The sequence below is a fragment of the Geothrix edaphica genome, from assembly GCF_030268045.1.
Classification (GTDB): Bacteria; Acidobacteriota; Holophagae; order Holophagales; family Holophagaceae; genus Geothrix; species Geothrix edaphica.
Genome location: NZ_BSDC01000001.1, coordinates 591,620 through 615,254, shown reverse-complemented (window position 1 = coordinate 615,254; position 23,635 = coordinate 591,620). Strand labels below are relative to the sequence as shown.

At 68.7% G+C, this 23,635-nt stretch carries 17 protein-coding genes; 4 read left to right on the top strand and 13 right to left on the bottom strand.

What is annotated here, in order from left to right; translation table 11 throughout:
* Nucleotides 1-33: 33 nt before the first annotated feature.
* Nucleotides 34-336, top strand: a complete 303-nt coding sequence (locus QSJ30_RS02745; RefSeq protein WP_285606253.1) for a hypothetical protein — start codon at nt 34-36, stop codon at nt 334-336.
* 92 nt (nt 337-428) lie between these two features.
* On the opposite strand, the gene QSJ30_RS02740 is transcribed toward QSJ30_RS02745, so the two are convergent.
* The 7 genes from QSJ30_RS02740 to QSJ30_RS02710 form a co-directional block, all read right to left on the bottom strand.
* Nucleotides 429-2,078 (bottom strand): M4 family metallopeptidase, encoded by a 1,650-nt coding sequence (locus tag QSJ30_RS02740; RefSeq protein ID WP_285606252.1) that lies wholly within the window; start codon nt 2,076-2,078, stop codon nt 429-431.
* A gap of 217 nt (nt 2,079-2,295) precedes the next feature.
* Nucleotides 2,296-2,541 carry a YHS domain-containing protein gene (locus QSJ30_RS02735; protein WP_285606251.1) on the bottom strand — a complete coding sequence of 82 codons (246 nt, stop codon included), beginning with the start codon at nt 2,539-2,541 and terminating at the stop codon, nt 2,296-2,298.
* A 31-nt stretch (nt 2,542-2,572) separates the two neighbouring features.
* Nucleotides 2,573-2,800: a hypothetical protein gene (locus tag QSJ30_RS02730; protein ID WP_285606250.1), complete on the bottom strand. Its 228-nt coding sequence runs from the start codon at nt 2,798-2,800 to the stop codon at nt 2,573-2,575.
* Between the two features lie 295 nt (nt 2,801-3,095).
* Nucleotides 3,096-6,416 carry an efflux RND transporter permease subunit gene (locus QSJ30_RS02725; RefSeq protein WP_285606249.1) on the bottom strand — a complete coding sequence of 1,107 codons (3,321 nt, stop codon included), beginning with the start codon at nt 6,414-6,416 and terminating at the stop codon, nt 3,096-3,098.
* A gap of 10 nt (nt 6,417-6,426) precedes the next feature.
* Nucleotides 6,427-7,788 (bottom strand): efflux RND transporter periplasmic adaptor subunit, encoded by a 1,362-nt coding sequence (locus tag QSJ30_RS02720; RefSeq protein WP_285606248.1) that lies wholly within the window; start codon nt 7,786-7,788, stop codon nt 6,427-6,429.
* 10 nt (nt 7,789-7,798) lie between these two features.
* Entirely contained in the window at nt 7,799-9,196 is a 1,398-nt protein-coding gene (locus QSJ30_RS02715; protein WP_285606247.1) for a TolC family protein, read from the bottom strand.
* Between the two features lie 70 nt (nt 9,197-9,266).
* A complete protein-coding gene (locus QSJ30_RS02710; protein WP_285606246.1) occupies nt 9,267-9,656 on the bottom strand; it encodes a hypothetical protein in 390 nt (129 codons plus the stop codon).
* 137 nt (nt 9,657-9,793) lie between these two features.
* Here QSJ30_RS02710 and QSJ30_RS02705 point away from each other — a divergent pair, with 137 nt between their 5' ends.
* Entirely contained in the window at nt 9,794-10,861 is a 1,068-nt protein-coding gene (locus QSJ30_RS02705) for an NAD(P)/FAD-dependent oxidoreductase (RefSeq protein ID WP_285606245.1), read from the top strand.
* Nucleotides 10,862-11,000: 139 nt separating this feature from the next.
* Entirely contained in the window at nt 11,001-11,813 is an 813-nt protein-coding gene (locus tag QSJ30_RS02700; protein WP_285606244.1) for a nitrilase-related carbon-nitrogen hydrolase, read from the top strand.
* Between the two features lie 490 nt (nt 11,814-12,303).
* On the opposite strand, the gene QSJ30_RS02695 is transcribed toward QSJ30_RS02700, so the two are convergent.
* The 5 genes from QSJ30_RS02695 to QSJ30_RS02675 are packed head-to-tail and all read right to left on the bottom strand — an operon-like array spanning nt 12,304 to nt 20,184.
* Nucleotides 12,304-13,374, bottom strand: a complete 1,071-nt coding sequence (locus QSJ30_RS02695; RefSeq protein ID WP_285606243.1) for an aldo/keto reductase — start codon at nt 13,372-13,374, stop codon at nt 12,304-12,306.
* Between the two features lie 34 nt (nt 13,375-13,408).
* Nucleotides 13,409-13,822, bottom strand: coding sequence for a nucleoside 2-deoxyribosyltransferase (locus QSJ30_RS02690; protein WP_285606242.1), 414 nt, complete (start codon nt 13,820-13,822; stop codon nt 13,409-13,411).
* 2 nt (nt 13,823-13,824) lie between these two features.
* Nucleotides 13,825-15,924: a S46 family peptidase gene (locus QSJ30_RS02685; RefSeq protein ID WP_285606241.1), complete on the bottom strand. Its 2,100-nt coding sequence runs from the start codon at nt 15,922-15,924 to the stop codon at nt 13,825-13,827.
* Between the two features lie 54 nt (nt 15,925-15,978).
* A complete protein-coding gene (locus tag QSJ30_RS02680; RefSeq protein ID WP_285606240.1) occupies nt 15,979-18,078 on the bottom strand; it encodes a S46 family peptidase in 2,100 nt (699 codons plus the stop codon).
* A gap of 18 nt (nt 18,079-18,096) precedes the next feature.
* Nucleotides 18,097-20,184 (bottom strand): S46 family peptidase, encoded by a 2,088-nt coding sequence (locus QSJ30_RS02675; RefSeq protein ID WP_285606239.1) that lies wholly within the window; start codon nt 20,182-20,184, stop codon nt 18,097-18,099.
* Between the two features lie 178 nt (nt 20,185-20,362).
* Between QSJ30_RS02675 and QSJ30_RS02670 the strand changes: the two genes are divergently transcribed.
* On the top strand, nt 20,363-21,190 hold the full coding sequence (locus QSJ30_RS02670) for a transporter family protein (protein ID WP_285606238.1): 828 nt from the start codon (nt 20,363-20,365) through the stop codon (nt 21,188-21,190).
* Nucleotides 21,191-21,203: 13 nt separating this feature from the next.
* On the opposite strand, the gene QSJ30_RS02665 is transcribed toward QSJ30_RS02670, so the two are convergent.
* Nucleotides 21,204-23,597: a TonB-dependent receptor gene (locus QSJ30_RS02665; RefSeq protein ID WP_285606237.1), complete on the bottom strand. Its 2,394-nt coding sequence runs from the start codon at nt 23,595-23,597 to the stop codon at nt 21,204-21,206.
* Between the last annotated feature and the right edge of the window lie 38 nt (nt 23,598-23,635).

Sequence of the window (23,635 nt, the reverse complement as noted above, 5' to 3'; positions counted from 1 at the left end):
GCCAGGACCCCTCGTGAGCGACGAGGAGGAGCCATGATCCTCACCATCGTCAAGACCGGCGGACCCGCGGGCATCGAAGAGCTGCTTGGCACCGTGGATGCCACCCGGCTGGACGCGGAGTCCCACAGGATCCTCGCCCTCCAGCTGGAGGACCTGACCGACCTGACCAGCAGCCACGAGCCCACCGACACCGATGGTTACCGGTATGAGATCGACGTCCAGGGACCCGGCAAGGCCCGCAACCTTCTGGCCGTGGATGACGAGGGCGATCCGGACCACCCTGCCTTCAAGGCTCTGACCGCCCTGCTGCGGACCCTCGGTCTGCCCCCGCCCTGAGCCGGCGGTGGCCTGCCCCGCCCTGTGTCGGTGCGGCGCGCGCCACGCGGTGGCCCGACGGCCGCCGCGTGGCGTGTTCCCGTGGCTCCACCCTACTTGACGTTCACCGCCAGCCAGGCCGTGTTCACGGTGGTGTACTCCGTGGAATTGGCCCCATAGAGATCCGCCGCGGCGTTCAGCGTGGCCGCCCGAGCGCCTGCATAGTTGGTGCTCTTCGTCATGTAGGCGGTAAGGGCCCGGTACCAGATGCGGCCGGCCTTGTCGTTGCCGATGCCCGTGATGCTGGTGACGCCGTTGGTCATGGGCGAGCCCAGGTTGTCGCTGAAGCTGTCCACCGTGCTGCCGTGGGCCAGCAGGAAGAAGAAGTGGTTCGCCACGCCGGAGCTGTAGTGCACGTCCAGCCGGCCGAGGCTGCTGCTGTAGAAGTCGGGGCTGCGGCCGTCGCGGCTGGGCTTGTACATCCAGCGCAGGGCCTCGTTCGGATAGGCGTGGCCCCAGCTGTTCTCGAACAGCTTGTAGTTGGCGGTGATGGGGCCCGGGCCGGCCGTGCTGGGGATGAAGCTGCCGGTACCGCCGTTCAGGGTGTAGAACTCCACCAGGGTCCCGAAGATGTCGGAGTTGGCTTCGTTGAGGCCGCCCGGCTCCTTCCGGTAGACCAGCTTCGCCGTGGCCGCGCAGACACCGTGGGTCATCTCATGGCCCGCGGTGTCGAGGTCCGCCTCGCCCACGGAGCCGCCCACCTGGCCATCCCCGTAGGTCATGCAGAAGCAGCTGTCGGACCAGAAGGCGTTGTCGTACTGGCTGCTGTAGTGCATGCGGCTGAAGGTGGCCTTGCCGGCGTTGTCGATGCCGTTCCGGCCGAACACGTTCTGGTAGAAGTCCCAGGTGGCCTGCATGCCCCGATGGCCGTCCACGCCGGCAGTCTGGGCATTGGCGCTCATGCCCGCGGTACCGCTGTATTGCTGCCCGTTGCCCCAGGCATTGTCGGCATCGGTGAAGATCGTGCCGGTGCCCGAGGTGCCGTTCAGGAGGTTCGTGGTGACGTTGTTGCCGAAGGTGCCGCCGCTGCCCCGGGTGGTGTCCCGCAGCTCATAGCCCGTGGCCGTGCTGTTGGTGCTGAGGGCCACCGTCCCGTACCACTGGGAGGCGCCTGTTCCGCTCGCGCCGGTGGTATGGAGGGTGTCCCAGGACTCCAGGACCTTGCCCGTGTGGGCATCCACCAGGAAATCCGTGTGCTTCGTCTCCTGGGCGCCATTCTCCAGCTCGGTGTGGACGTGGTAGGCCAGCACGTACCGGTTGGCGCGGCCGGGGCTGTCGGAGTCGAGGCTGGCCACGACCAGGGTCGCCGTCGGCTCGTAGGCGTAGCTCCCGCGGGGGGCCAGGGCCGCGTGGGCGGCGCCCAGGGCCTCACCCCGCCCGAGGCTGGGTTCCACGTTCAGGGCCACGCCGCGCACCAGGTCGTCGGTGACGGCCCGCACCCGGCCGTTCCGGAAGTGGACGATGGCCTCGCCCTCCAGCACGGGAACGCCCTTGTAGGTCTGGTCGAGCCGCACATGGTCCTCGCCGGAGGCGTCGGCGACGAGGTTCTTGAAGGTGAGGCCCAGGTGCTGGTCGAGACCCATCTGGAAGGCGCGGGCGGCCAGATGGGCCTTGGCGTCCCGGGCGAGGGCATCGGTCCTGGCCTGGTCCGGGGGAGCGGCCAGCAGGAAGGCGGGAAGGAGGAAGGGGACCAGATGGCGCACGGGACCTCCAGAGAGATGGGATCGGGGTGTCCATCCCGGTCCTGGGGTCACGATCCTACTACCGGCTGTTAAGAGATATTAATTTTTCGACCAATGTTCATATTTTTGAATAAATCCTCCAGCCATGAAGGTTGTGATCCGGGCGAATCGGCATGGCGAGGCCCCGGTGCGGCGGAGACCTGCTTCCGCCGCGCCGGGGCCTTGGAAAGGCGGTGGATCAGCCCTTCTTCTTCTCAGCCTTCACGGAGCCGTCCTTCTCCAGGTACTTGTCGGGATCCTTCTGGAGGGCCTCGCCGCAGTGCTTGCTGCACACGCGGTATTCCCGGCCCCGCACTGCGACGGAGGCGGACTTGGCATCCACCGTCATCTTGCAGACAGGATCCTTGGTGTTGGTGGCGGGCTTGGCCTTCTCGGCCGCGGGCGCGGCCAGGACGGCGAGGGTGAGCAGGGCGGTGTGGAGCATGGGTCCTCCGGGAGCCGTTCCAGTCTACTCGCTACTTCTTCGCGTTCTTCGGCGTGCCGTCCTTCTCCAGGTACTTGTCCGGGTTCTTCAGCAGCGTGGTGTCGCAGCCGGCGCAGCAGAGGCGGTACTCCTGGCCCCGGACGGCCACGGTCTTGGATTTCTCGGTGACCTTGCCGCCCAGGACGGGGCACTTGGCGTTGGTGGCGGGCTTGGCCTGGGGAGTGGCGGTCATGGCCAGGGTCAGCAGGAGGTTGAGCATGGGGTTGTCCTTGTTCGGATGACGGCCCGTTCATGACCGGCGGAGCCTGGGCCGTACGCGGGGCCGCCGGGGGAGGAGCTGGAGGGGATGGAGTGGATGAGAGGAGATGGAGGAGCTGCCTCCCCAAGGCCGGCGCCGGCGGAGCCCTGAACCCTCCAGAACGGGGCATCGCCGGCGCCGATGGCGTCCCGGGGGACGCCATCCCCTCCGGCCCGGGGCTGGCGCCGGGAGCTCGGCGCCGGGATCCCGGGCAGGAAGGGGAGTCGGAATGAGGACGGGAACTTGCTCCATGGGTTCAGACCGCCTGCGGCACGGGCTCGGGTGTGACCGGACCCGCCACCACCTCCTTGCGCTTCCAGAGGTAGTAGATGGCGGGGTAGACCAGCAGCTCCAGCAGGAAGCTGGTGGCCAGGCCGCCCACCATGGGCGCCGCGATGCGCTTCATGACGTCGGCGCCGGTGCCGGTGCTCCACATGATGGGGAGCAGGCCCATGAAGGCCGCGAAGACGGTCATGGCCTTGGGCCGCACGCGCTTCACGGCGCCGTGGATGACGGCCTCGATGAGGTCGCCGTCGGTCTTCAGGCGGCCTTCCCGCCGGGCCTCGTCATGGCTGAGGTCCAGGAAGAGCAGCATGAAGACGCCGGTCTCCGCGTCGAGTCCCATGAGGGCGATGAGGCCCACCCACACGGCGATGCTCATGTTGTAGCCGAGCAGCCAGAGGAGCCAGAAGGCGCCGATGGCGCTGAAGGGCACGGCCAGCATCACCACGGAGGCCTTGAAGGCGCTCTTGGTGTTGGCGTAGAGCAGGCCGAAGATGAGCACCAGGGTGATGGGCAGGATGATCTTCAGCCGCTCCTTCACCCGGATCATGTTCTCGTACTGGCCTGACCAGGTGAGGCTGTAGCCGGCCGGCAGCTTGAGCTCCTTCTCCACCGCGGCCTTGGCGTGCTGGACATAGGTGCCCACGTCCAGCTTCGAGGTGTCGAAGTCCACCAGCACGTACCCGTTCATCTGGCCGTTCTCGTCGCGGATCATGGCGGGGCCGTTGGTCCACTTCAGGTCGGCGATCTCCTCCATGGGCACCAGGGCGCCCGTCGGCGTGGGGATGAGCACGCGCTTCAGGGCGTCGGGGCTCTCGCGGTAGTCCCTGGCGTAGCGGACGTTCACGGGGTAGCGCGCCCGGCCGTCGAAGACCGTGCTCTGGTTGTCGCCGCCGACGGCGGTCATCACCAGCATGTTGGCCTGCTCGACGCTGAGGCCGTAGCGGGCCAGCTGCTCCCGCTTCAGCACAAAGTCCAGGAAGTAGCCCTGGGCCGTGCGCTCGGCGAAGGCGCTGCGGGTGCCCGGCACGCCGGACAGGATGCGCTCGGCCTCCACGGCCACCTTCTCGATGGTCGCCAGATCCGCACCGTTGATCTTGAGGCCCACGGGGGTGCGGATGCCGGTGGACAGCATGTCCTGCCGCGCCTTGATGGGCATGGTCCAGGCGTTGGGGATGGCCGGGAGCCGCACCACGCGGTCCAGGTCGGCGACGATCTCCTCCTGGGTGATCCGGTCGCGCCAGACGGGGCGGAGGACGGCCTTCAGGAAGTCCGGCGCCCAGGCGCTGAACCAGCGGGGCTTTTCGCGCCACTGGTCCTCGGACTTGAGGATGATCACCGTCTCCATCATGGAATAGGGCGCCGGGTCGGTCGCCGTATCGGCCCGCCCCGCCTTGCCAAACACGCGCTCGACCTCGGGCACGGTTCGGATGAGGCGGTCCTGCACCTGGAGGATGCGCTGGGCCTCGGTCTGGCTGAGGCCCGGCAAGGTGGAGGGCATGTAGAGCAGCGTGCCTTCGTTCAGCGGTGGCATGAACTCGCTGCCCAGGCTCATGAAGGCCGGGATGGTTGCCACCACCATCAGCACCGCCACGGCGATGGTGGCCTTGGCGTGCTTCAGCACGAAGCGGCAGGGCGGCTCGTAGATCCGGTGGAGGAAGACGCTGATGGGATGCTTCTCCTCCGCGTAGTACTTGCCCACGGCGAGCTGTGTGAAGGTCCAGGCCAGCCACTTCGGCTTGAACTGGAAGGGTTCCACCCGCGCGAAGAGCATGCGCATGGCCGGGTCCAGGGTCAGCGCCAGGATGGCGGCGATGGCCATGGCCAGGTTCTTGGAGTAGGCCAGGGGCTTGAACAGCCGCCCTTCCTGGTCCACCAGGGTGAAGATGGGCATGAAGCTCACCGCCACCACCAGCAGGGAGAAGAAGACGCTGGGGCCGACCTCCATCAGGGCCTCAAGGCGCACCTGGTAGAAGCTTCCCGGTTTCCCGGCCTCGATCCACTTCTCGATCTTCTTGTAGGCGTTCTCCACCTCGACGATGGCGCCATCCACCAGCACGCCGATGGAGATGGCGATGCCGGCCAGGCTCATGAGGTTGGCGTTCTGGCCGATGCCGTACATCGGGATGAAGGCCAGGGCCACGCTCACGGGGATGGTGATGATGGGCACCAGGGCCGAGGGCACGTGCCACAGGAAGATGAGGATGATGATCGAGACGACGATCATCTCCTCGATGAGCTTGTGCTTCACGGTCCGGATGGCGTTGTGGATCAGCTCCGAGCGGTCGTAGACCGTGATCACGTCCACGCCTTCGGGCAGCCCCTGCTTCAGCTCGCTGATCTTCGTCTTCACGCGCTCGATGACGTTGAGGGCGTTCTCACCCTGGCGCATGACCACGATGCCGCCCACCACATCGCCCTGGCCGTCCAGGTCCGCGAGGCCGCGGCGCATCTCGGGTCCGAGGGTCACGGTGGCCACATCGCCCAGGCGCACGGGCGTGCCGTTCTCGGCCTTGAGCACCGCCTGCTCCAGATCCTTGGTGGTCTTCACGTAGCCCCGGCCCCGGACCATGTACTCCCGGCCGCTGTACTCCACCAGGCGCCCGCCGACTTCCGAATTGGCCGACTTGACGGCACCGATGACGGACTCGATGGGGATGCGGTAGGCCGCCAGCTTGTTGGGGTCGACCTGCACCTGGAACTGCCGGGCCTGGCCGCCCACGGTGGCCACCTCGGCCACGCCGGGCGTGCTCTGGATGCCGTAGCGCAGGAACCAGTCCTGCATGGAGCGCAGCTCGTCCGAGCTGTGCTTGCCGCTCCGGTCCACCAGGGCGTACTGGTAGATCCAGCCCACGGAGGTGGCGTCGGGCCCGATGACGGGCGTCACCCCCGGCGGCAGGCTGGAGGTGATCTTGCTCAGGTACTCCAAGGTCCGCGACCGGGCCCAGTAGATGTCCGTGCCGTCCTCGTAGATCACGTAGACATAGGAGAAGCCGAAATCCGACAGGGCCCGCACGGCCTTCACCTTCGGGGCGCCGAGCAGCGCCGTGACGATGGGATAGGTCACCTGGTCCTCGACGATGTCGGGGCTCCGGTCCCACTTGCTGTAGACGATGACCTGCGTGTCGCTGAGGTCCGGCAGGGCGTCCAGCGGGATGTTCCGCATGGTCCAGAAGGACATGGCCAGCAGGACCGCCGAGGCGGCGATCACCAGCCAGCGGTTCTCCGCCGAGAAGCGGATGATCCGCTGGAGGAAGGTCGGGTGTTCGGGGTCGTAACCCACATGTGCGCTCATCCCGGCCCCCTCAGTGCTGGTGGCCGGACGGCGCCGGCGGAACAGGGGTTTTCTGGCCCTCGGCACCGGCGGCCTTCTGGCTCATGTGGGCCAGGGCCGCCTTCAGCCGGGACTCGGAATCCACGAGGAAGTTGGCACGGACGACGACCGCCTCGCCCACCGCCAGCCCGGAGCGGATCTCCACCTTCTCGCCGATGGTGATGCCCGTGGTGACCTCCCTCGGCTCGAACTTGCCGTCCCCCAGCGCCACGAAGGCGACCTTGGTGGTGCCGGCGTCCAGCACTGCATCCAGCGGGACGACGAGGCCCTTGCGCCCCTGCCCCCGGAGCACCACGTCCCCGAACATCTCGGGCTTCAGGAGCCCTCCCGGGTTCGGGAACTCCAGGCGGGCCTTGGCGGTGCGGGTCTTGGGATCCATCACGGCATCCACGAAGGCGATCCGCCCCTTCAGGGTCTTCCCGGGCGAGGCCTGGACTGTCAGTTCGGCGGGCATGCCCACCTTCGCGCGGCCCAGCTCCGCCTCGTAGATGTCCACCAGCACCCACACGCGGCTGAGATCGGTGATTTCGAAGGGGATGTCCGCCGGCGTGATGCGGGCGCCCTCCACCACGTTCTTCGCCGTCACGACGCCCGAGATGGGGCTGCGCAGCGTGAGCGACTTCAGGACCTCGCCGGTCTTCTCCAGGTTGTCGATGGCCGCTGCCGGCACGTCCCACAGCATGAGCCGGCGCCGCGCCGACTCCAGCAGGTCCCCGCCGCTGCTCTGCAGCGAGCCGCCCGACAGGGCCTTCTGGGTCTTGAGTGCCAGCAGGTACTCCCGCTGGGCGCTGACGAATTCCGGACTGTAGAGGCTGAACAGGGGCTGGCCCTTGGCCACGGGCTTGCCCACGAAGTCCACGAAGAGCTTCTCCACGAAGCCCTCCACCTTCACGTTCACCTTGCGGACGCGGGTCTCGTCCACGGCCACGCGGCCCAGGGCGCGCAGCTCGCCGCTGACGGTCTCCTCGGCCACCGGCTCGGTGCGGAGGCCGATGAGCTGCTGGCGCTCGTGGTCGATGGTGACGGCCGCATGGCTCTCCAGGCTCGTGGCCGCGGTCCCCTGGCCGTCCATGGGCACGAGGTCCATGCCGCAGATGGGGCAGGTGCCCGCGTGGTCCTGGATGATCTGCGGGTGCATGGGGCACTGGTACATCTGCTTCTTCGGCGCCGTCGCGCTGGCGGCCCCGTGGTCGTGATCATCCTTGGGGGCGGGGCGCAGCAGCAGCGTGCCGCCGGCCCCGGCGGCCAGCCCCAGGGCCACCAGGCCGAGGGTGCGGAAGCGGGAGGCGCGGGCGGGGGCCGGGTGATCGAAGGTGGGTTGTTCGTGGCTCATGGGGGATCTCCTACATCTTGGACATGGCGGGGCCGCTGTCCTGGGCTTGGCCCGGGGCTTTGGCGGAGGAGGCGGACTTTGCGGGGGCGGCGGCACCGGAGGCCAGGCTCGCCGAGGCCAGGGACCCGCCGTTGACGGGGGGTGTGGCCCCGAGGGCCGCTTCGCTCAGGGCGATGTGCTGGGCCTGGAGCTGGGCCAGGGTCTGCAGGTAGGCGCCCTGGTCGCCCACCCAGCCGTTGAGGGCTTCGAGGGCGCCGAGGAAGGGTGCGCGGCCCGCCTCGTACTGGGCCAGGGAAGCCTTGAAGTTCGCCTCGCTCTGCACCAGGAGGCCCTCGCGGTAGAGGTCCCGGGTGCGGCGCAGCGTCTCGATCTGGATGGTGCGCTCCTCCGTGCGCTGGCGGAGCAGGGTGCGGACGGATTCCACCTCGGCGCCCTGGCCGCGGCGGTGGTGCTCATGCTCGGCCACGGCGCGCTGCTGCTTGTGCCGGCCGTAGATGGGCAGGGAGATGCTCACGCCCACCTGCCACATGGGATCCAGGCTGCCCCGGGGCATGATGCCCGCGGTGACGGCGAAGTCCGGGCGCCGGTCCAGCTTCGCCAGGTCCAGCAGCTTCTCGGTCTGGCGCACGCTCGCCCGCGCGCCAGCCAATTCGGGACTGCGGGCCTCCACCTGGTCCGCAGTGAGGAGGCCGGGCTCCGGAAGGTCCGCCAGGGCCGCCGTGGTGGCGATGGGATCCGCCGGATCGTGCTGGCGGAGGCGGTTCAGGCCCGCGAGGGTCGACCGTTCCTCGGCCTCCAGGGACCAGGCCGCCTGCTTCAGGCGCGTGAGTTCCAGCTGGGCCCGCAGCAGATCGCCCTGGCTGCCCTGCCCCACTTCGTAGCGGGTGCGGGCCAAACGTTCGGACTGCTCCAGGAACACGGCCTGCTGCGCCAGCAGCTCCTTCTGGCCGCGGATCAGCAGCAGGGCCGCATAGCCGCGCCGCACGTCGGCCTCCAGGCCCAGAAGCACCCGGGAGCGGGTGGCCTCGGACAGATCCACTCCCGCCGCCGCCACCTCTCTCCGCAGGCCCCGCTTACCGGGCCAGGGGAACGGCTGGGTGAAGGCGACGCTGTAGTAGCTGGTCTCCATCTTGCCGATCTGGAGCTCCTTGAAGCCATCGTTCTGGATGCCCAGCGACAGCGAGGGATCCGGCAGCACGCCCGCCTGGGGGATGCGCTCCTGGTCCATGCGCACCGCCGCGTCGGCCTTCTGGACATCAGGATGCTTCCCGAGGGCTTCGGCCAGCAGGGAGGCCAGGACCGGATCGGCCTCTTGAGGGGGAGTGGCTGGGTGGTCGTGATGGGGGGCCTGGGCCAGGGCCGGTGCGGCGAGCACCAGGGCCGGGGCCAGGCGCAGCAGCGTGCGCATGGGGATCTCCGAGAAAGGGAAAGAGGCATTGACCCGCTCGAAAGCAGGCAGAGCTTCGCACCATTTCCGATCAGATCCGGAGGGTATTCAGTCGTGCGAGGTGCCGTCCCAGATCCGGGTCACGGCCACCTTGGGTGGGGATGGGCAGGTTTTCGGCAACGTCCGAAGTCGAGCGGGCCCAGCCGCTGGGCTCGGGCCGGGGCTCGGTCCGGCGCTCGCCCTGTTCGCTCCGGCGCACGGCCTGGGCGGCCACCGCCTGGCGCTCGGTGCAGGCGCCCCGCAGCGGTGTGCGGTTCCCTTCGGGCTTCGGGCAGGGGCAGGGATCCTCCATGCCGCTGGGCATGGTCCCGCAGCAGCAGTCGTGGGACTGGGCCGCCCGGCTGCCGGCCAGCACCCAGTCCCCGCCCCAGCCGCCCAGGAGCAGCGCGACGGCCAGGATGGCGCGCAGGATCGTCCGCACGGAGAAACCTCCGGATGCTTCCCATCATAGGCCTTCCACCCATGTGGCAACACGGAAAGCTTGACGCCGGTCACAGCGGCAGGGGCCCCGCGCCAGGGCGGACGCAGGTCTGGTGGGCATCGGCGCTACGATGGGATATGGGCACGGTTGAGACGGCAGAGGTGGTGATCATCGGCGGCGGCATCGCCGGACTGAGCCTGGCCTTCCACCTCGCCCAGGCCGGCCAGGGCGGCATCGTCGTCCTGGAGCGGGAGGATCAGCCCGGCACCTACGCCAGCGGCCACAACGCCGCCGTGGCCCGCTCCCTCACGGGCCGCGACGAACACACGGCCCTCACGGTGGAAGGCTGCCGGCGCCTGGCGGAGGCAGGCCTGCTGACCGCGGGCGGGGGGCTCCTGGTGAGCATGGAACGCGGTCCCCTGGACGCCTTCGAGGCCGAAGCGGCCCGCCATGGCGTGGCCGTCCAGCGCGGCGAAGGCATCCCCCTCCCCGGACTGAAGGCGGCGGAGCACCTCGCCATTCCCGGGGACGGCGTCATCGACATCGCGGGCCTGCTGCGCGCCTGCGCCGAGGGCGCCCGGGCCGGAGGCGCGGACCTGCGCTTCGGGTGCGCGGTCACGGGCCTGCGGGCCACGGAGGCAGGCTTCGACCTGGACACGGACCGCGGGCCGCTGCGTGCGAAGACGCTGGCCATCGCCGCGGGGGCCTGGGCGGGCGAGCTGGGCCGCCTGGCCGGATCGCAGATCCCCTTCACCCCCCTGCGGCGCTCCCTGGTGTGGAGCGGCGCCGCCCATCCCCAGCAGGAGCCCTGGGCCTGGTGGGTGGACCGCCCCTTCTACCTGCGCCCGGAGAGCGGCGGCCTGCTCATGTGCCCCTGCGAGGAGGTGGCCGTGCCCCTGCCCCCGCGCGGGCGGCAGCCGGACACCGATCCCGCGGTGCTCGAGGGCCTCTTCGCCAGCCTGCGCGAGCTGGCGCCGGACCTGGCAGAGCGCCCCATCACCCGCTACTGGACCGGCCTGCGCACCTTCGCCCCGGACCGCCGCTTCGTCCTCGGCTGGGATCCCTGGAACCCCCGCCTCTTCTGGTCCGCGGGCCTCGGCGGCCACGGCATGACCAGCGGCCTCGCCGTGGGAGCGCTCGCCGCCGGCTGCTACCTGCGGAAGACCACCGCCGGGCCGCTGGATCCCGCCAGGTTCAAGGACTGACGAACAAGAACAAGGATCATCACCAAGACACCAAGGCACCAAGAAAGACAAAGACCAGTTTCTTTTGCAGCTCTTGGTGTCTTGGTGCCTTGGTGGTTTGCTTTTTCTTTCTCGACTCCTCATCTCCAGGGATCGATCCATGACCACGCTGCGCGTCGCCCTCATCCAGCAGGACACGGTCTGGCAGGACCCGGCGGCGAACCTGGCCCGGGCCCGCGGGTTCGTGGAGGCGGCGGCCCGGGCGGGCGCGCGGGTGGCGGTGTTCCCGGAGCTGTTCACCCTGGGCTTCACCATGGCCCCCGAGCCCTTCGCCGAGCCCCTGCCCGGCCCCACCACGGAGGCCGTGGCTGCGCTCTCCCGCGAGTTCGGGCTCTACCTGGTGGGCTCGGTCGTGGAGGCCCACGTGCCTCATCCGCGCAACGCGGCCTTCGTCACGGCGCCCGACGGCTCGCTGATTGCCGCCTACCGGAAGATCCATCCCTTCTCCTACGGCGAGGAACACGAACACTACAGCGGCGGCGAGGACTGCCCCCTGTTCGCGTTGGACGGGATCCCCTGCGGCCTGCAGATCTGCTACGACCTGCGCTTCCCCGAGCCCTTCCGCGCCCTTGCTGCGAAGGGCGCCGAGGTGGTCTTCATCCCCGCCAACTGGCCCCTGCGCCGCATCGCCGCCTGGTCCACCCTCCTCGCCGCCCGCGCCATCGAGAACCAGATGGCCGTCTGCGGGGTCAACCGCGTGGGCCGCGACGGCGCCGGCCTCGACTACCCCGGCGCTTCGGCTCTGCACGACGCCTTCGGAGAAGTGATCGTGAAGGGAGATGCCACCGAGGGGCTGGTGATCGGGGACATCGACCTGACAGCGCTGAGGGCCTGGCGCGAGCGGTTCCCGGCGCTCAAGGACCGGAGGCCAGAGATTTATTCAGCACTAAAAAGCAAAATCAGCCACAGATGAACACGGATAAAGGCTGATAAACGCCAATTTGGGGACTACGAATGAAGCTAACCGGCCGCACCTACACCAAAGCGCCGAGCGGAGCCGAGATAGCGAAATGATGAGAGAGCTGAAGGCAATGCAGGCGGGGTCCGAGTTGAGCGGAAGGTTAGGGCGATCGCGGTAAGAGTTTCGCAATAAGGGCAACCAAAGCCGCGATACCAATCAAGCCAGAAATCCATGAATGGATTGGAAGCAGGTCAGAGTAGGTGTTCCCGTTTACTGGATTGCTAACAACCCAGAGAACCTTGTCCTTCTTGAAAACGCACAGGTACCAATATCCGAGGCAGAGAACGGAGACGATCAACAGGAGGAGTATCTTCGCCATTCGAGAGGCCTAACTTTCTATTAGACGAGGTAGCGAGATTTAACCCAGGCTACCACCTTCGCACCCGCCCGCTTCATCCGTGTGCATCCGTGTGCATCCGTGTTTATCCGTGGCTAATTGCCTTCACTTCGACGGATTCGCCGGCGCATCCCGCTTGTACCACGACGCCTGCCCATACACGGGCTTCACCTTCTGTTCCAGCGCCTCCAGCTGGGCCGCGTTCAGGGGCAGGAACTCTCCCGCGATGCGGATGTTCTCTTCGAGCTGGGCCACGTTGTCCACGCCGATGATGACGGTGCTCACGGGGTGGCTCAGGGTGTAGCGCATGGCCTCCTTCATGGTGAGGGTGCCGGGGCGGTCGTGCTTCGCGGTGCCGCGCTGCTTGTCGGGGGGCGGCGGCGGGACGCCTTCGAGGATGCGGCCCCGGGCGGGGATCTTCATGCCGATGATGCCCATCTCCTTCTCCACGGCCAGGGGCAGCAGGGTCTTCTTGAAGGGCAGGTGCCAGGTGTCGGCGGCGTTGAAGGCCATGAGCACCGTGTCGAAGGGGAAGCGGCGGATGGCCTCGGCCAGCACGTCGGGATCCGTGTGGCCGCTGAGGCCCAGGAAGCGCACCAGCTTCTGGTCGCGCGCCCTCTGGAAGGCCTCCAGGGCGCCGCCCTTGGCGCAGACGCGCTCCACATCGTCCATGGTGCTCATGGCGTGCAGCTGCCAGAGGTCCACGTGGTCGGTCTGGAGCAGCTTCAGCGAGGTCTCGAGAATGCGCAGGGAGCCGTCCGCCGTGCGGTCGTGGGTCTTGGTGGCCAGGAAGGCCTCGCGGCGGCGGCGCTTCATCACCTGGCCGAAGTACTGCTCGCTCCAGCGGGCGTCGCCGCCGTACCGTGCCGAGGTGTCCAGGTAGTTCACGCCGAGATCGAGGGCCCGCTCGATGAGCGGGATGGCCACCTTCTCGTTGTTCGCCTTCTCGATGGCGGCCTGGCCCCCCAGGCTGAAGATCCCCACGTGATGCCCCGCGCGCCCCAGGTTGCGGGTGGGCATGGCCGCGGCGGTGGCCGGGTTGAAGGGCGCCTTCGGGGCGGGGTGCAGCGCGGCGGGCTCCGTGTCCACAGCCCCCAGCCGCGTGGCGATCAGTCCCGCCGTGGCGGCGGCGCCGAGCTTGAAGAGGTCGCGTCGGGTGGTTCCCTGCTCGGACATGGCGTCCTCCGTGGGATTCAGGATCTCGTCATCATTATCGCCCCAGGAAGGCCTCCTGGTGCGCGAGCGCTTCCTCCACCGTGCGGTAGGTCCGCACCTGGAAGCCGGGCTGGCGGATGCCCGTGAGCATCTTGCTGACGCGGACGCCCTCCCGCGCCAGGCACAGCACGGGCTTGCCGCGCTCCAGGGCGTAGGCGAGCTCGAAGCCCACGCCGTGGGAGGGGGTGCTCACCTCCGCGATGACCGCGTCGCTGGCGCGGAGCCAGGCCGTGTCCCGCTCGTACACCGCCTCCGGCGACAGGCCGCCGTCCGCCGCCATGGCGGAGGCATCGGCCAAGTGCGCCGTCAGCACGCAGTGGCCGAGGGCCTGGAGGCGGGAGATCAGCGCGGCGACCACGGGCTGGTCCCCGCGTCCGCCTGTGAGGGAGCAGGAGAAGTAGAGGTCCATGCCTACTTCCCGGTCAGCTCGGCCACGAGGTGCCTGGCGTCCATGACCTTGCGCAGGGCCTCGAGGATGGCGCGGGCATCGGTGGCCACGGCGCGCTTGGTGTCCGCGTCGTAGACGTAGTAGCCGCCCTGCCCTTCGAACACGCTGTCGAAGTTGATGCCCACGAACTCGCCCTGCACGTTCACCACGGGACTGCCGCTGTTCCCGCCCACGGTGTCGCAGGCGTAGATGAAGTTGAAGGGGGTGGCCAGGTCCAGCTTCGCCTGCCGCTTGAGCCAGCGCTCGGGCAGGGTCCAGGCCCCATGCTCCGCGGCGGCGGCGTTGCCACCCCAGCCCAGGTGCCGGTCGTACATGCCCATGAAGGTGGTGAAGGGCTGGGCCAGGGTGCCCGTGCCGTTGGCGTAGGTGGCCACCGGGCCGTAGCCCAGCCGCAGCGTGAAGGTGGCGTCCGGATAGACGGCCCGGCCGAAGGCCTTGAAGCGGGCCTCGGCGATGCGGCCGCCGTGCTCATTGAAGACGCCGGTGACCTCGGCCTCCACCCGCTTGTGGACGGCGCGGCCGAAGGGATCGATCTTCTTCGCCAGGAGGATCATCGGGTCCGTGCTGGCCTCGAGGGCGGCCTTGCCTCCCTCCGCCAGCTGCTTCCGCACGGCGGGATCGTCCAGCTTCGTGCCTTCCACCGCGGCCTTGGCCACGGCTTCCGGCGACTGGTCCCCCAGCAGGGCCTTCACAAAGGGATGGTCCGCGCCCAGCTCGTCCTTGGCCTCCTGCAGGCCCGCCGCCAGCAGGGCGGTGTCGATGGGCTTCTGCACGGGCCGCGGGGACAGGAGCTGCGCCCGGGTGGCCTTGAGGTTGCCTTCGCTGAACTCAGTGAGCCGCTCGGCCGAGGGCCTGGCCGTCTCGTCCGCGAGCCGCACCAGGGTGAGGGCGTGGCGGAGGGAGGCCACGCGCCCGACCAGGGTTCCACGCCCGGAGTCGATGTAGGTGGCTTCCTTCAGCAGGGCCTTCTGGCGTTCCACGGCCTCGGCCACGCGATTCCAGCTCTCGCCCACGCGGGCCTGCAGGGCGGGATCCTTCGCCACGGCGGCCTTCAAGGCGGCCTCGGCGGTCTCCACCTTCTTCAGGTTCTCCGCCTTGGCCAGGCCCAGCAGCTGGCCGCTGAGCCGCTTGTGGCCGTTCTCGATGCCGTAGATGGCCTCGGCCGCCAGGCGGCGCGATTCGGGCGAGGTGGCCGAGAGCGCCTGCAGCGCCTGCTTCTGGCGCTCCAGGGTGCGGAGCTGGAAGGGGATGCCGAAGTCCCGGGCGTAGGCCATCTGGGCATGCGTCTGCTGGCGGAATGTGCTGAAGGGATGCCCGGAGATGAAGGTCAGCTCGCCCATGGCCACGCCCTTCGCGCTGAAGGGCAGGATGGCCTCGGGCTGGTAGGGCTTCCCGTCCTCGTAGACGCGGAACAGCGAGAAGTCCAGGTTGTGGCGGGGGTAGGTGTAGTTGTCCGGGTCGCCGCCGAAGGCCGCCACCTGGAGCTCCGGGGCCGCCACCAGCCGCACGTCGCTGAACTTCCTGTAGCGGTAGAGCCAGTACTCGCCGCCCTGGTAGAGCGTCACTGGCTCGCAGGTGAGGCCGGTCTTGGCCTCCTCGGTCCGGCGGAGATCCGCCAGGGCATTGAGCCGCGCCGCCATGGCCTCCTGGTCCGACAGGCCGGGCTTCACGGCACCGATCACCCGCGCCGTCACGTCCTTCATGGAGACGAGCATCATCAGTTCGAGGCCAGGCACCTTGATCTCCTGGCTCCGGCGGGCCGCGGTGAAGCCGTTCTTCACGAGATCGGCCTGGGCGCTGGACACCTGGGCGATGGCGCCCCGGCCCACATGGTGGTTCGTCACCACCAGGCCGTCGCGGCTCACGAAGGCCCCCGTGCCGCCGGGGAAGCGCACCGTAGCCAACTGCAGGTTCTTCAGCCAGGCGGTGTCCAGATCCACGCCGTACTTGGCCTTGATCTGCTTCACCGGAATGTTGTCGAAGGTCCACATGCCCTCGTCCGCGCGCAGCGCGGGCAGGGCGAGCACCGTGACCAGGGACAGGGCGAGGGCGGAGAGGCGCATGGGGGCTCCGAAAAGGGGCCCCGGACGGGGCCCCTGGCATTCAGCGAAACGGGACTACTTGCCGGTCAGCTCGGCGGCGAGGTGCGGCGCGTCGTAGACCTTCACGAGCGCTTCGAGGATGGCGCGGGCGTCCACGGAGACGCTGCGGTTCACCTTCTCGTCGTAGTAGTAGCGGCCGGCGTTGCCTTCGATGTTCCCGTCGAAGAGGAGGCCCACCAGCTCGCCCTTGCGGTTCACCACGGGGCTGCCGGAGTTGCCGCCGGTGGTGTCCACGGCGTGGGAGAAGTTGAGGGGCGTCCGGAGGTCCAGCTTGCCCATGCGGTCCAGCCAGCGCTGGGGCAGGGTCCACTCGCCGCCATAGGCGTGGGCCTCGTTGCCGCCCCAGCCGAAGTGGCGGTCGTAGAGGCCGGCCCAGGTGGTGAAGGGCTGCTGGAGGGTGCCGTTGGCGGGATAGGTGGCCACGGCGCCGTAGGTGATGCGCAGCGTGCCCGTGGCGTCCGGCGGCAGGGTCTTGCCGTAGACCGCGAAGCGGGCCTTGGCGATGCGGGCGCCGTGCTCTTCCAGGATGGCCTTCACGTCGTCCTGCTTCTTGCGGAGGCGGAGCAGGATGGGCTCGAGCTTGCGGGCCAGCACGATCATGGGATCGGTGCTCTCGGCCACGGCCTTCTTGCCGCCTTCGACCAGGGCCTTGCGGACGGCGGGATCGTTCAGCTTCGTGCCCTCCACGGCGGCCTTGGCCACTTCCGCGGGCTTCCTGCCGCCCAGGATCGCGAGGACGAAGGGATCCTGCGGGCCCAGCTCGCGGGCTGCGTCTTCCAGGCCGCGGGTGAAGAGGAGGGTCTCCAGCTCGGGGTTGGCGGCCTGGCCCATCATGCCCATGGCGGGGCCCGAGAGGCGGGTCTTCAGAGTCTTGAGGCCGCCTTCGGAGCGGTACTCCGTCAGGCGCTTCTCCACGGGCAGCTCCTGCTGCTCGGCCAGGCGCACCAGGGCCTGGGCCTGGCCCAGGGTCGCGGAGCGGGCCGCGCCGACGTACTGGGCTTCCTTGAGGTACCCCTTCTGGAGCTGGATCGCCTGCTCGACGCGCGCCCAGCTCTGGCCGGTGGTGGCCGCCAGCTTGGGATCCTTGGCAACTGCGGCCTTCAGGGCCTTCTCCGCGGCCTCGATGCGCTTCATGGCCTCGGCATCCTTCAGGCCCATCAGGGAGCCCTCGTTGGCCTTGGCGCCGTTGTTCACGCCCAGGATCAGGGTCTGGACCTGGCGGGCGTGCTCGGCATCCTGCTTGCCGTACTCCTCGAGGAGGGCCCGGGTGCGGTCCGCGCCCTTCAGGTAGGTGGGGATGCCGAAGTCCCGGTCGTACTTCATCTGGGCGAAGGTCTGGAGGCGGCTGGTGCGGCCGGGGTGGCCCACCACGAAGGTGAGGTCGCCGGTCTTCAGCCCCTCGGTGCTCCACGTCAGGTGGTGCGCGGGATGGTAGGGCTGGTCGTTCTCGTAGACGCGGACCATGGAGAAGTCCAGGTCGTGGCGGGGGTAGGTGAAGTTGTCGTAGTCGCCGCCGAAGGCCGCCACGGCGATCTCGGGGGCGGCCACCAGGCGGATGTCCTTGAAGACCTTGAAGCCGTACATCCAGGTCTCGCCGCCCTGGTAGAGGTTCACCACGTCATAGGTGAGCCCGCTGGCCTTCTCCAACTCGGCCTTGATGGCGTCCAGCTCCTTCGCCCGCGCCGCGGCCGCGGCCTTCTCGCCCAGCCCCGGCTTGACGGCCTTGGCCACGCGCTCCGTCACGTTCTCCATGGCCATGAGCGTGCGGTAGGTGAGGCCGGGGATCTTGATCTCCTGGTCGCGGCTCATGGCCACGAAGCCGTTCTTCACCAGGTCGCGGTCCTTGGTGGACAGGCGCTGGATGGAGCCCCGGGTGCAGTGGTGGTTGGTGATCACCAGGCCATCGGCGCTCACGAAGGAGCCCGTGCAGCCGCCCAGGGTGAGGGTGGAGAGGCGCACGTGGTCGATCCACTCCTTCCCCGGCTCGAAGGCGTACTTCTCCTTCAGCTGCTTCAGGGGCAGGTTGTCGAAGGTCCACATGCCGTCTTCGGCGCGCAATGCAGGCAGGGCGAGCACCGATACGAGAGACAGCGCGAGCGCGGAGAGGCGGTTCATGGTGACTCCAGAAGACAATTATTTCCCGGTGAGCTCGGCGGCCAGGGCGCTGGCCCCGTAGACCTTCTCCAGGGCGTGGATGATGGCCCGGGCGTCCACGGAGACGCCGCGGTTGGCGGTTTCGTCGTAGAAGTAGTTGCCGGGCAGCATGTCGATGTTGCCGTCGAAGATGAGGCCCACCAGGTCGCCCTTGCGGTCCACCACGGGGGAACCGGAGTTGCCGCCGATGATGTCCACCTTGTGGGCGAAGTTGAAGGGCATGGACGGGTCCAGCGCGCCGCGCTTGTCGAGCCAGCGCTGGGGCAGGCGCCAGGCGCCGTCGTGGGCCGCCGCCGCGTTGCCGCCCCAACCGTCGTAGCGGTCGAAGAGGCCGCCGAAGGTGGTGAAGGGCTGGATCAGCGTACCGTTGGCCGGGAACTCGGCCACGGGGCCGTAGGTGAGGCGCATGGTGAAGGTGGCGTCCGGGTAGGTGTTCTTGCCGAACACCGCGAAGCGGGCCTTGGCGATGCGCCCGGCGTGCTCGGTGAGGACGCTCTGGACCAGGTCTTCCTGCCGCTTGCGGAGGGCCCGGCCCAGGGGGTCCAGCTTTTTCGCGAGGAGGATCATCGGATCCTGGCTGCCGGCGATGGCCTTCCGGCCGCCGGCCAGGAGGGCCTTGCGGGCCTCGGGATCGCCGAGCTTCGACCCGGTCACCGCGGCCTTGGCGACCTCCGCGGGGGACTTCCCGCCGAGCATGGCTTTCACGAAGGCATGCTTCGGGCCCAGCTCCCGGGCGGCCTCTTCGAGCCCGCGGGTGAACACGAAGATCTCCTGCTCCGGGTAGTAGGGGGTGGGCACCCCCAGCCGGGCCTTGGCGGTCTTCAGGTTGGTGTCGCTGTACTCGGACAGGCGCTTCTCGCTGGGAAGCTGCTCCTCGTCCGCGATCCGCACCAGCGACAGGGCGTACCCCAGCAGCGTGGAGTGGGCGGTGCCGACGTAGGCGTTGTCCTTGGCCTGGCTCCGGGCCACCTTCAGGGCGGCCTCGATCCTGCCCCAGCTGGGCCCGGCCTCGCCCTGGAGCCGGGGCTCCTTCGCCACCTTGGCCCGGAAGGCCTTCTCGTCGGCCTCGATGCGGGCCATGGCCTCCTTGTTCTTCAGCCCGGACCAGTACCCCCGGAGGGCCTTGAGGCTGTTCTCGATCCGGAGGATCTGGGTCCCGGCCTGCCGGGCCGCCTCGGGCGAGGTCTTGCCGTACTGCACCAGGGCCTCTTTCTGGCTCTCCAGGCCCTTGAGCCGCATGGGGATGGCGAAGTCCCGGGAATAGATCATCTGGGCGAAGGTGTCCTGCCGCTTGGTGCTGCCGGGGTGGCCGACCACGAAGGTGAGGTCGCCGGCCTTCAGGCCCGTGCGGGTCCACTTCAGGAAGTCGGGGGGGGTGTAGGGTTTGCCGTTCTCGTAGACGCGGAACAAGGTGAAATCCAGGTTGTGCCGCGGGTACGTGAAGTTGTCGTAGTCCCCGCCGAACAGGGCGATCTGCAGCTCGGGCGCGAAGACCAGGCGCACGTCCGTATGCTTCCGGTACGAATAGATCCAGTGCTCGCCACCCTGGTACAGCGTCACGTGCTCGCAGGTGAGGCCGCTCTTCTCCTGCATCTCTTTCTTGATCTTCTCAATTTCCGCATGGCGGGCCTTGTGGGCCTCCTTCTCGGAGGTGCCGGCCTTCACGGCCTTGGCCAGGCGGTCCGTGATGTTGTCCATGGTCATGAGCGTCATGAGCTCGAGACCCGGCACCTTGATCTCCTGCTCCCGGGTGGCGGCCGCGAAGCCGTTCTTCACATAGTCGGCCTCCTTGCTGCTCACCCGCTGGATCCAGCCGCGGCCCACGTGCTCGTTGGTGAGCACCAGCCCGTCCTTGCTCACGAAGGAGCCGGAACCGCCGGGGAAGCGCAGCACGGAGAGGCGCACATGATCCAGCCAGGCCTGATCAGGGGCCCAGCCGTAGGTCGTCTGAAGCTTCTTCGTCGGCAGGTTGTCGAAGGTCCACATGCCCTCCTCGGCCCGCAGCGAGGCCGAAGCCAGGGTGAAGGCGAGCAGGGGGAGCATGAGGCGTCTGGCTTGGAACGGCATGGATTCTCCACATAGGGTCGGAATGACCATCGTATCACTACGTATCCGGCCCGGGGCCCGGCTTCCCTGCCCGCACCGATTAGACCGGGGCATCCTCAAGGGCCCCTCCTGGTGACGGGAATCACTTCTCAACCCCGAGGTCTTGAATCATTTATTTCTGAGACTCAATATCATCGACATGACGACACCCACCTCCCCCCTCCGCCTCCCCCGTCTCCTTCCCGTCCTCCTCCTCGCGGCCTCCCTCACGGCCCAGGAGAAGAAGGAAGGCCCCATCCAGGACAACTCCTTCCTCGTAGAGGAGGCCTACAACCAGGAAAAGGGCGTGGTGCAGCACATCAGCACCTTCACCCGGTACCAGGAGTCCAAGGACTGGATCTACACCTTCACCCAGGAATGGCCGGTCTTCAGCCAGAAGCACCAGTTCAGCTTCACCCTGCCCTGGCAGCGGCTGGACGCCTCTCCCGGCCGGAAGCAGGCCTTCGGCGACGTGGCCCTGAACTACCGCTATCAGCTGCTGGGGGATGGCGACGCCCCCGTGGCCATCGCACCCCGCCTGTCGGTGCTCCTGCCGACCGGCGACGAGAAGACCGGCTACGGGAAGGGCGCCACCGGATACCAGGTGAACTTCCCCGTCAGCTTCACCATGGGCGAAGCCTTCGTGGGCCACTTCAACGCCGGTGGCACCCTCACCCCAAGGGCCCGCAACACGGATGGCGACCGCGCCACCACCCGGGACTACTCGCTGGGCCAGAGCTTCATCTGGCTGGCGAACCCGCGGTTCAACGTGATGCTGGAGTACGTCTACGCCAACACCGAGGCCATCACCGGCCCCGGCCAGACCCAGCGCCAGAGTTCCTCGTTCATCTCACCCGGCATCCGCTGGGCCTACAACTTCCCCAGCGGCCTCCAGATCGTGCCCGGCATCGCGGTGCCCATCGGCGTGGGCGCCAGCCGCGGCGAAAAGGCCGTCTTCCTCTACCTGAGCTTCGAGCACCCCTTCTAGGCGTCCAGGCGCCTCAGAACGCCCACTTCACCCTCCCCGCCAGCGTGCGGGGCGGGATGACGTGGGTGCCGCCGAAGGTGCTGAGGAAGTTGTAGAGGCCGCGCTCGTCCGTGGCGTTCAGGAGGTCCAGCCCCAGCGTCAGGCGGCGCTTCCCCGCCAGCTTCCAGGCCTGGGCCAGGCCCAGGTTCCAGGTGGTGCGGGGCTGGATGCGCCAGGTGCCCTCGGAATCGCGGCGGACGTACTGGGCGCCGAAATCGTAGTCGGGATTCCCGTCCACCGCGGCGGGATCACCGGCCACGAGCCCCGAGTCGTAGCGGCCGGACACCTGGGCGGTGAAGCCCCCGTGCTCGTAGACTACCCCCGCCTGGGCGCTGAGCTTCTGGTCGTGGTCGATGAGGAACCGCTCGCCCGGAGCCGCCTCGGGCGCCTCCAGCTGGAGGCCGCCCACCAGGGGCGCCTGGAAGATGGCCCGGGTCCGGCCCAGGCTCAGGTAGCCGGACCACCCCTTCACGGGCACCAGGTCCAGGCGCAGGTTCATGCCGCGGAACAGACCCTTGTCGGCCCCCACGGGAAACAGCACGCCGGTGTTCAGGAACTGGGCGTTGTCGCCGGCATTGCGGCTGCGCTTCTCCCAGTACTCGACCATGATCCGCCCGGCCTTGCCCAGTTGCTGCTCCACGCCGTAGCTGCAGGATTGCTGGCGCTCGGGCCGCAGGGGCTGCCGGGGCGTGCCGGCGTAGGGCCCCAGGTCCCAGGCCTGCTGGGACAGGGACAGGGCCAGGTTCTCGTGCTCCCGGAGGATCAGCAGGCGGTCGTACGAAGCCCGGAACACGGTCCCCGTGGCCTTGATCCGGTAGCTCAGGCCCAGCCGGGGCTGGAGCAGGCTGTCGGAGATGTCCTCCACCCGGTAGGTGTCGTGGCGCAGGCCCAGGGCCAGGAAGAAGGCGCCGAGGTGGATGTCGTTCTGGACGAAGGCCGAGGTGAGGGTGGGCTGGATGCGGGCGTCGAACTGGAAGATGTGGCCGCCGCCGGCGGGGGTGTAGGGATAGAGGGGATCGCCGGGACCGGCCGCCTGGGAGTCATCGGGGATGGCGAAGCGGAAAGCCTCGTGGATGGGGAAGGCAATCCGCGAGACGCCGACCTTCAGCAGGTTCTCCTGGCCCCAGCGCTGGGTGAGGGAGGCCTGGACACCCAGGTTGTCCAGGCTGCGGTCCTGCTTCACCCAGTAGGGGAAGTCCCGCATCCCGGCGCCCGTGAAGCCCTCCGCCAGATCTTCGCTGGGCTTCAGTTCCGCCTGGGAGCCACGGTAGAACAGCGACGCGTCGAGGCTGCGGCGGTCGTTGAACAGGTGCGTCCAGGCCAGGCTCAGGTTCGCGTCGGACGTGGTGGCGCGCTGATCCTGCCCCCGGACCTGCTGCGAGGCCAGGTTGGCCACCTCGCGGTCGGTGCGCCCGCCGGACACGGAGAAGCGCAGGGTGTCCTGGCTGCCCAGGATCCAGTCGAAGCGGGAGTAGAGACGGCCCGTCTTCCCGTGGTTGTGCAGGTTCCCGAAGTTCACCGGATCGAGGAAGCGGTCGCTTTCGCTGGCGGCGGCGCTCACGAACCAGCCGAAGGCCTCCTTCCCCCCCCGGGCGTTGAAGCCGGCCTCGGCGGTGCGGAACCGGGAGCCGCCGAAGGAGGCTTCGCCCTCGAAGCCGTCCGGCGTGCCCAGGCCCGACTTGGTCGTGAGGTTCACCACCACCACGGGCTTGCCGCCGTACTCCGCCGAGATGCCGCCGGTGATGACCTCCATGCTCTCCACCTGGGAGGGATCCAGGCTGTTGCTGAAGGTGGCGTGCATCTGGTCGGACACCGGGATGCCGTCCACCACGTAGGTCATCTGCCCGTGGCTGCCCCGGAAGTGGAAGCGGCCATTCTCGTCGGCGATGAAGCCGGGCGTGGTGAGCAGGATGCTCTCCATGGCGCGGCTCTGCACCGCCGCCGGGGTGCGCTCGATGGTGGTCTTGTCGATGTCGATGTGGGTGCTGGGGTGGTCCTCCACCAGCTGCAGGTTCTCCTCCACCACCACGGTGGCGCCCTCGGGCTTGAGGGGCACGGTGACCTGCTGGGGCAGCTGGCTGTGGACATCCACGTCCACGTGCCCCGGCAGCAGGCCCGGCGCCCGGGTGTCCAGGTGGTAGACATTGAACGGCACGTTCAGGAAGGCGAAGGCCCCCTTGGCATCGCTCCGCACCTGCTGCCGGTAGCCCGACACGGGGTTGGCCAGGCTGAGGGTCGCCCCCGCCACCGGCCGGCCCTGGTCGTCCAGCACCCGGCCCGCGAGCGTGCCGCTGCCGGCCGCTGCGGCGAAGACCGGGCCGGCCGCGAGAAGGGCGAGGATGGCGGGACCGAAGGTGCGCTGGGCCAAGTGTGGATCCTCCAGATGGAATTATTTTCCAATTGGCC

Excerpts from the sequence above, each read along its gene's own strand:
- QSJ30_RS02745 (WP_285606253.1), top strand. The coding sequence starts at position 34 with ATGATCCTCACCATCGTCAAGACCGGCGGACCCGCGGGCATCGAAGAG.
- QSJ30_RS02735 (WP_285606251.1), bottom strand. The coding sequence starts at position 2,541 with ATGCTCCACACCGCCCTGCTCACCCTCGCCGTCCTGGCCGCGCCCGCG.
- QSJ30_RS02730 (WP_285606250.1), bottom strand. The coding sequence starts at position 2,800 with ATGCTCAACCTCCTGCTGACCCTGGCCATGACCGCCACTCCCCAGGCC.
- QSJ30_RS02725 (WP_285606249.1), bottom strand. The coding sequence starts at position 6,416 with ATGAGCGCACATGTGGGTTACGACCCCGAACACCCGACCTTCCTCCAG.
- QSJ30_RS02720 (WP_285606248.1), bottom strand. The coding sequence starts at position 7,788 with ATGAGCCACGAACAACCCACCTTCGATCACCCGGCCCCCGCCCGCGCC.
- QSJ30_RS02715 (WP_285606247.1), bottom strand. The coding sequence starts at position 9,196 with ATGCGCACGCTGCTGCGCCTGGCCCCGGCCCTGGTGCTCGCCGCACCG.
- QSJ30_RS02705 (WP_285606245.1), top strand. The coding sequence starts at position 9,794 with ATGGGCACGGTTGAGACGGCAGAGGTGGTGATCATCGGCGGCGGCATC.
- QSJ30_RS02700 (WP_285606244.1), top strand. The coding sequence starts at position 11,001 with ATGACCACGCTGCGCGTCGCCCTCATCCAGCAGGACACGGTCTGGCAG.
- QSJ30_RS02695 (WP_285606243.1), bottom strand. The coding sequence starts at position 13,374 with ATGTCCGAGCAGGGAACCACCCGACGCGACCTCTTCAAGCTCGGCGCC.
- QSJ30_RS02690 (WP_285606242.1), bottom strand. The coding sequence starts at position 13,822 with ATGGACCTCTACTTCTCCTGCTCCCTCACAGGCGGACGCGGGGACCAG.
- QSJ30_RS02685 (WP_285606241.1), bottom strand. The coding sequence starts at position 15,924 with ATGCGCCTCTCCGCCCTCGCCCTGTCCCTGGTCACGGTGCTCGCCCTG.
- QSJ30_RS02680 (WP_285606240.1), bottom strand. The coding sequence starts at position 18,078 with ATGAACCGCCTCTCCGCGCTCGCGCTGTCTCTCGTATCGGTGCTCGCC.
- QSJ30_RS02675 (WP_285606239.1), bottom strand. The coding sequence starts at position 20,184 with ATGCCGTTCCAAGCCAGACGCCTCATGCTCCCCCTGCTCGCCTTCACC.
- QSJ30_RS02670 (WP_285606238.1), top strand. The coding sequence starts at position 20,363 with ATGACGACACCCACCTCCCCCCTCCGCCTCCCCCGTCTCCTTCCCGTC.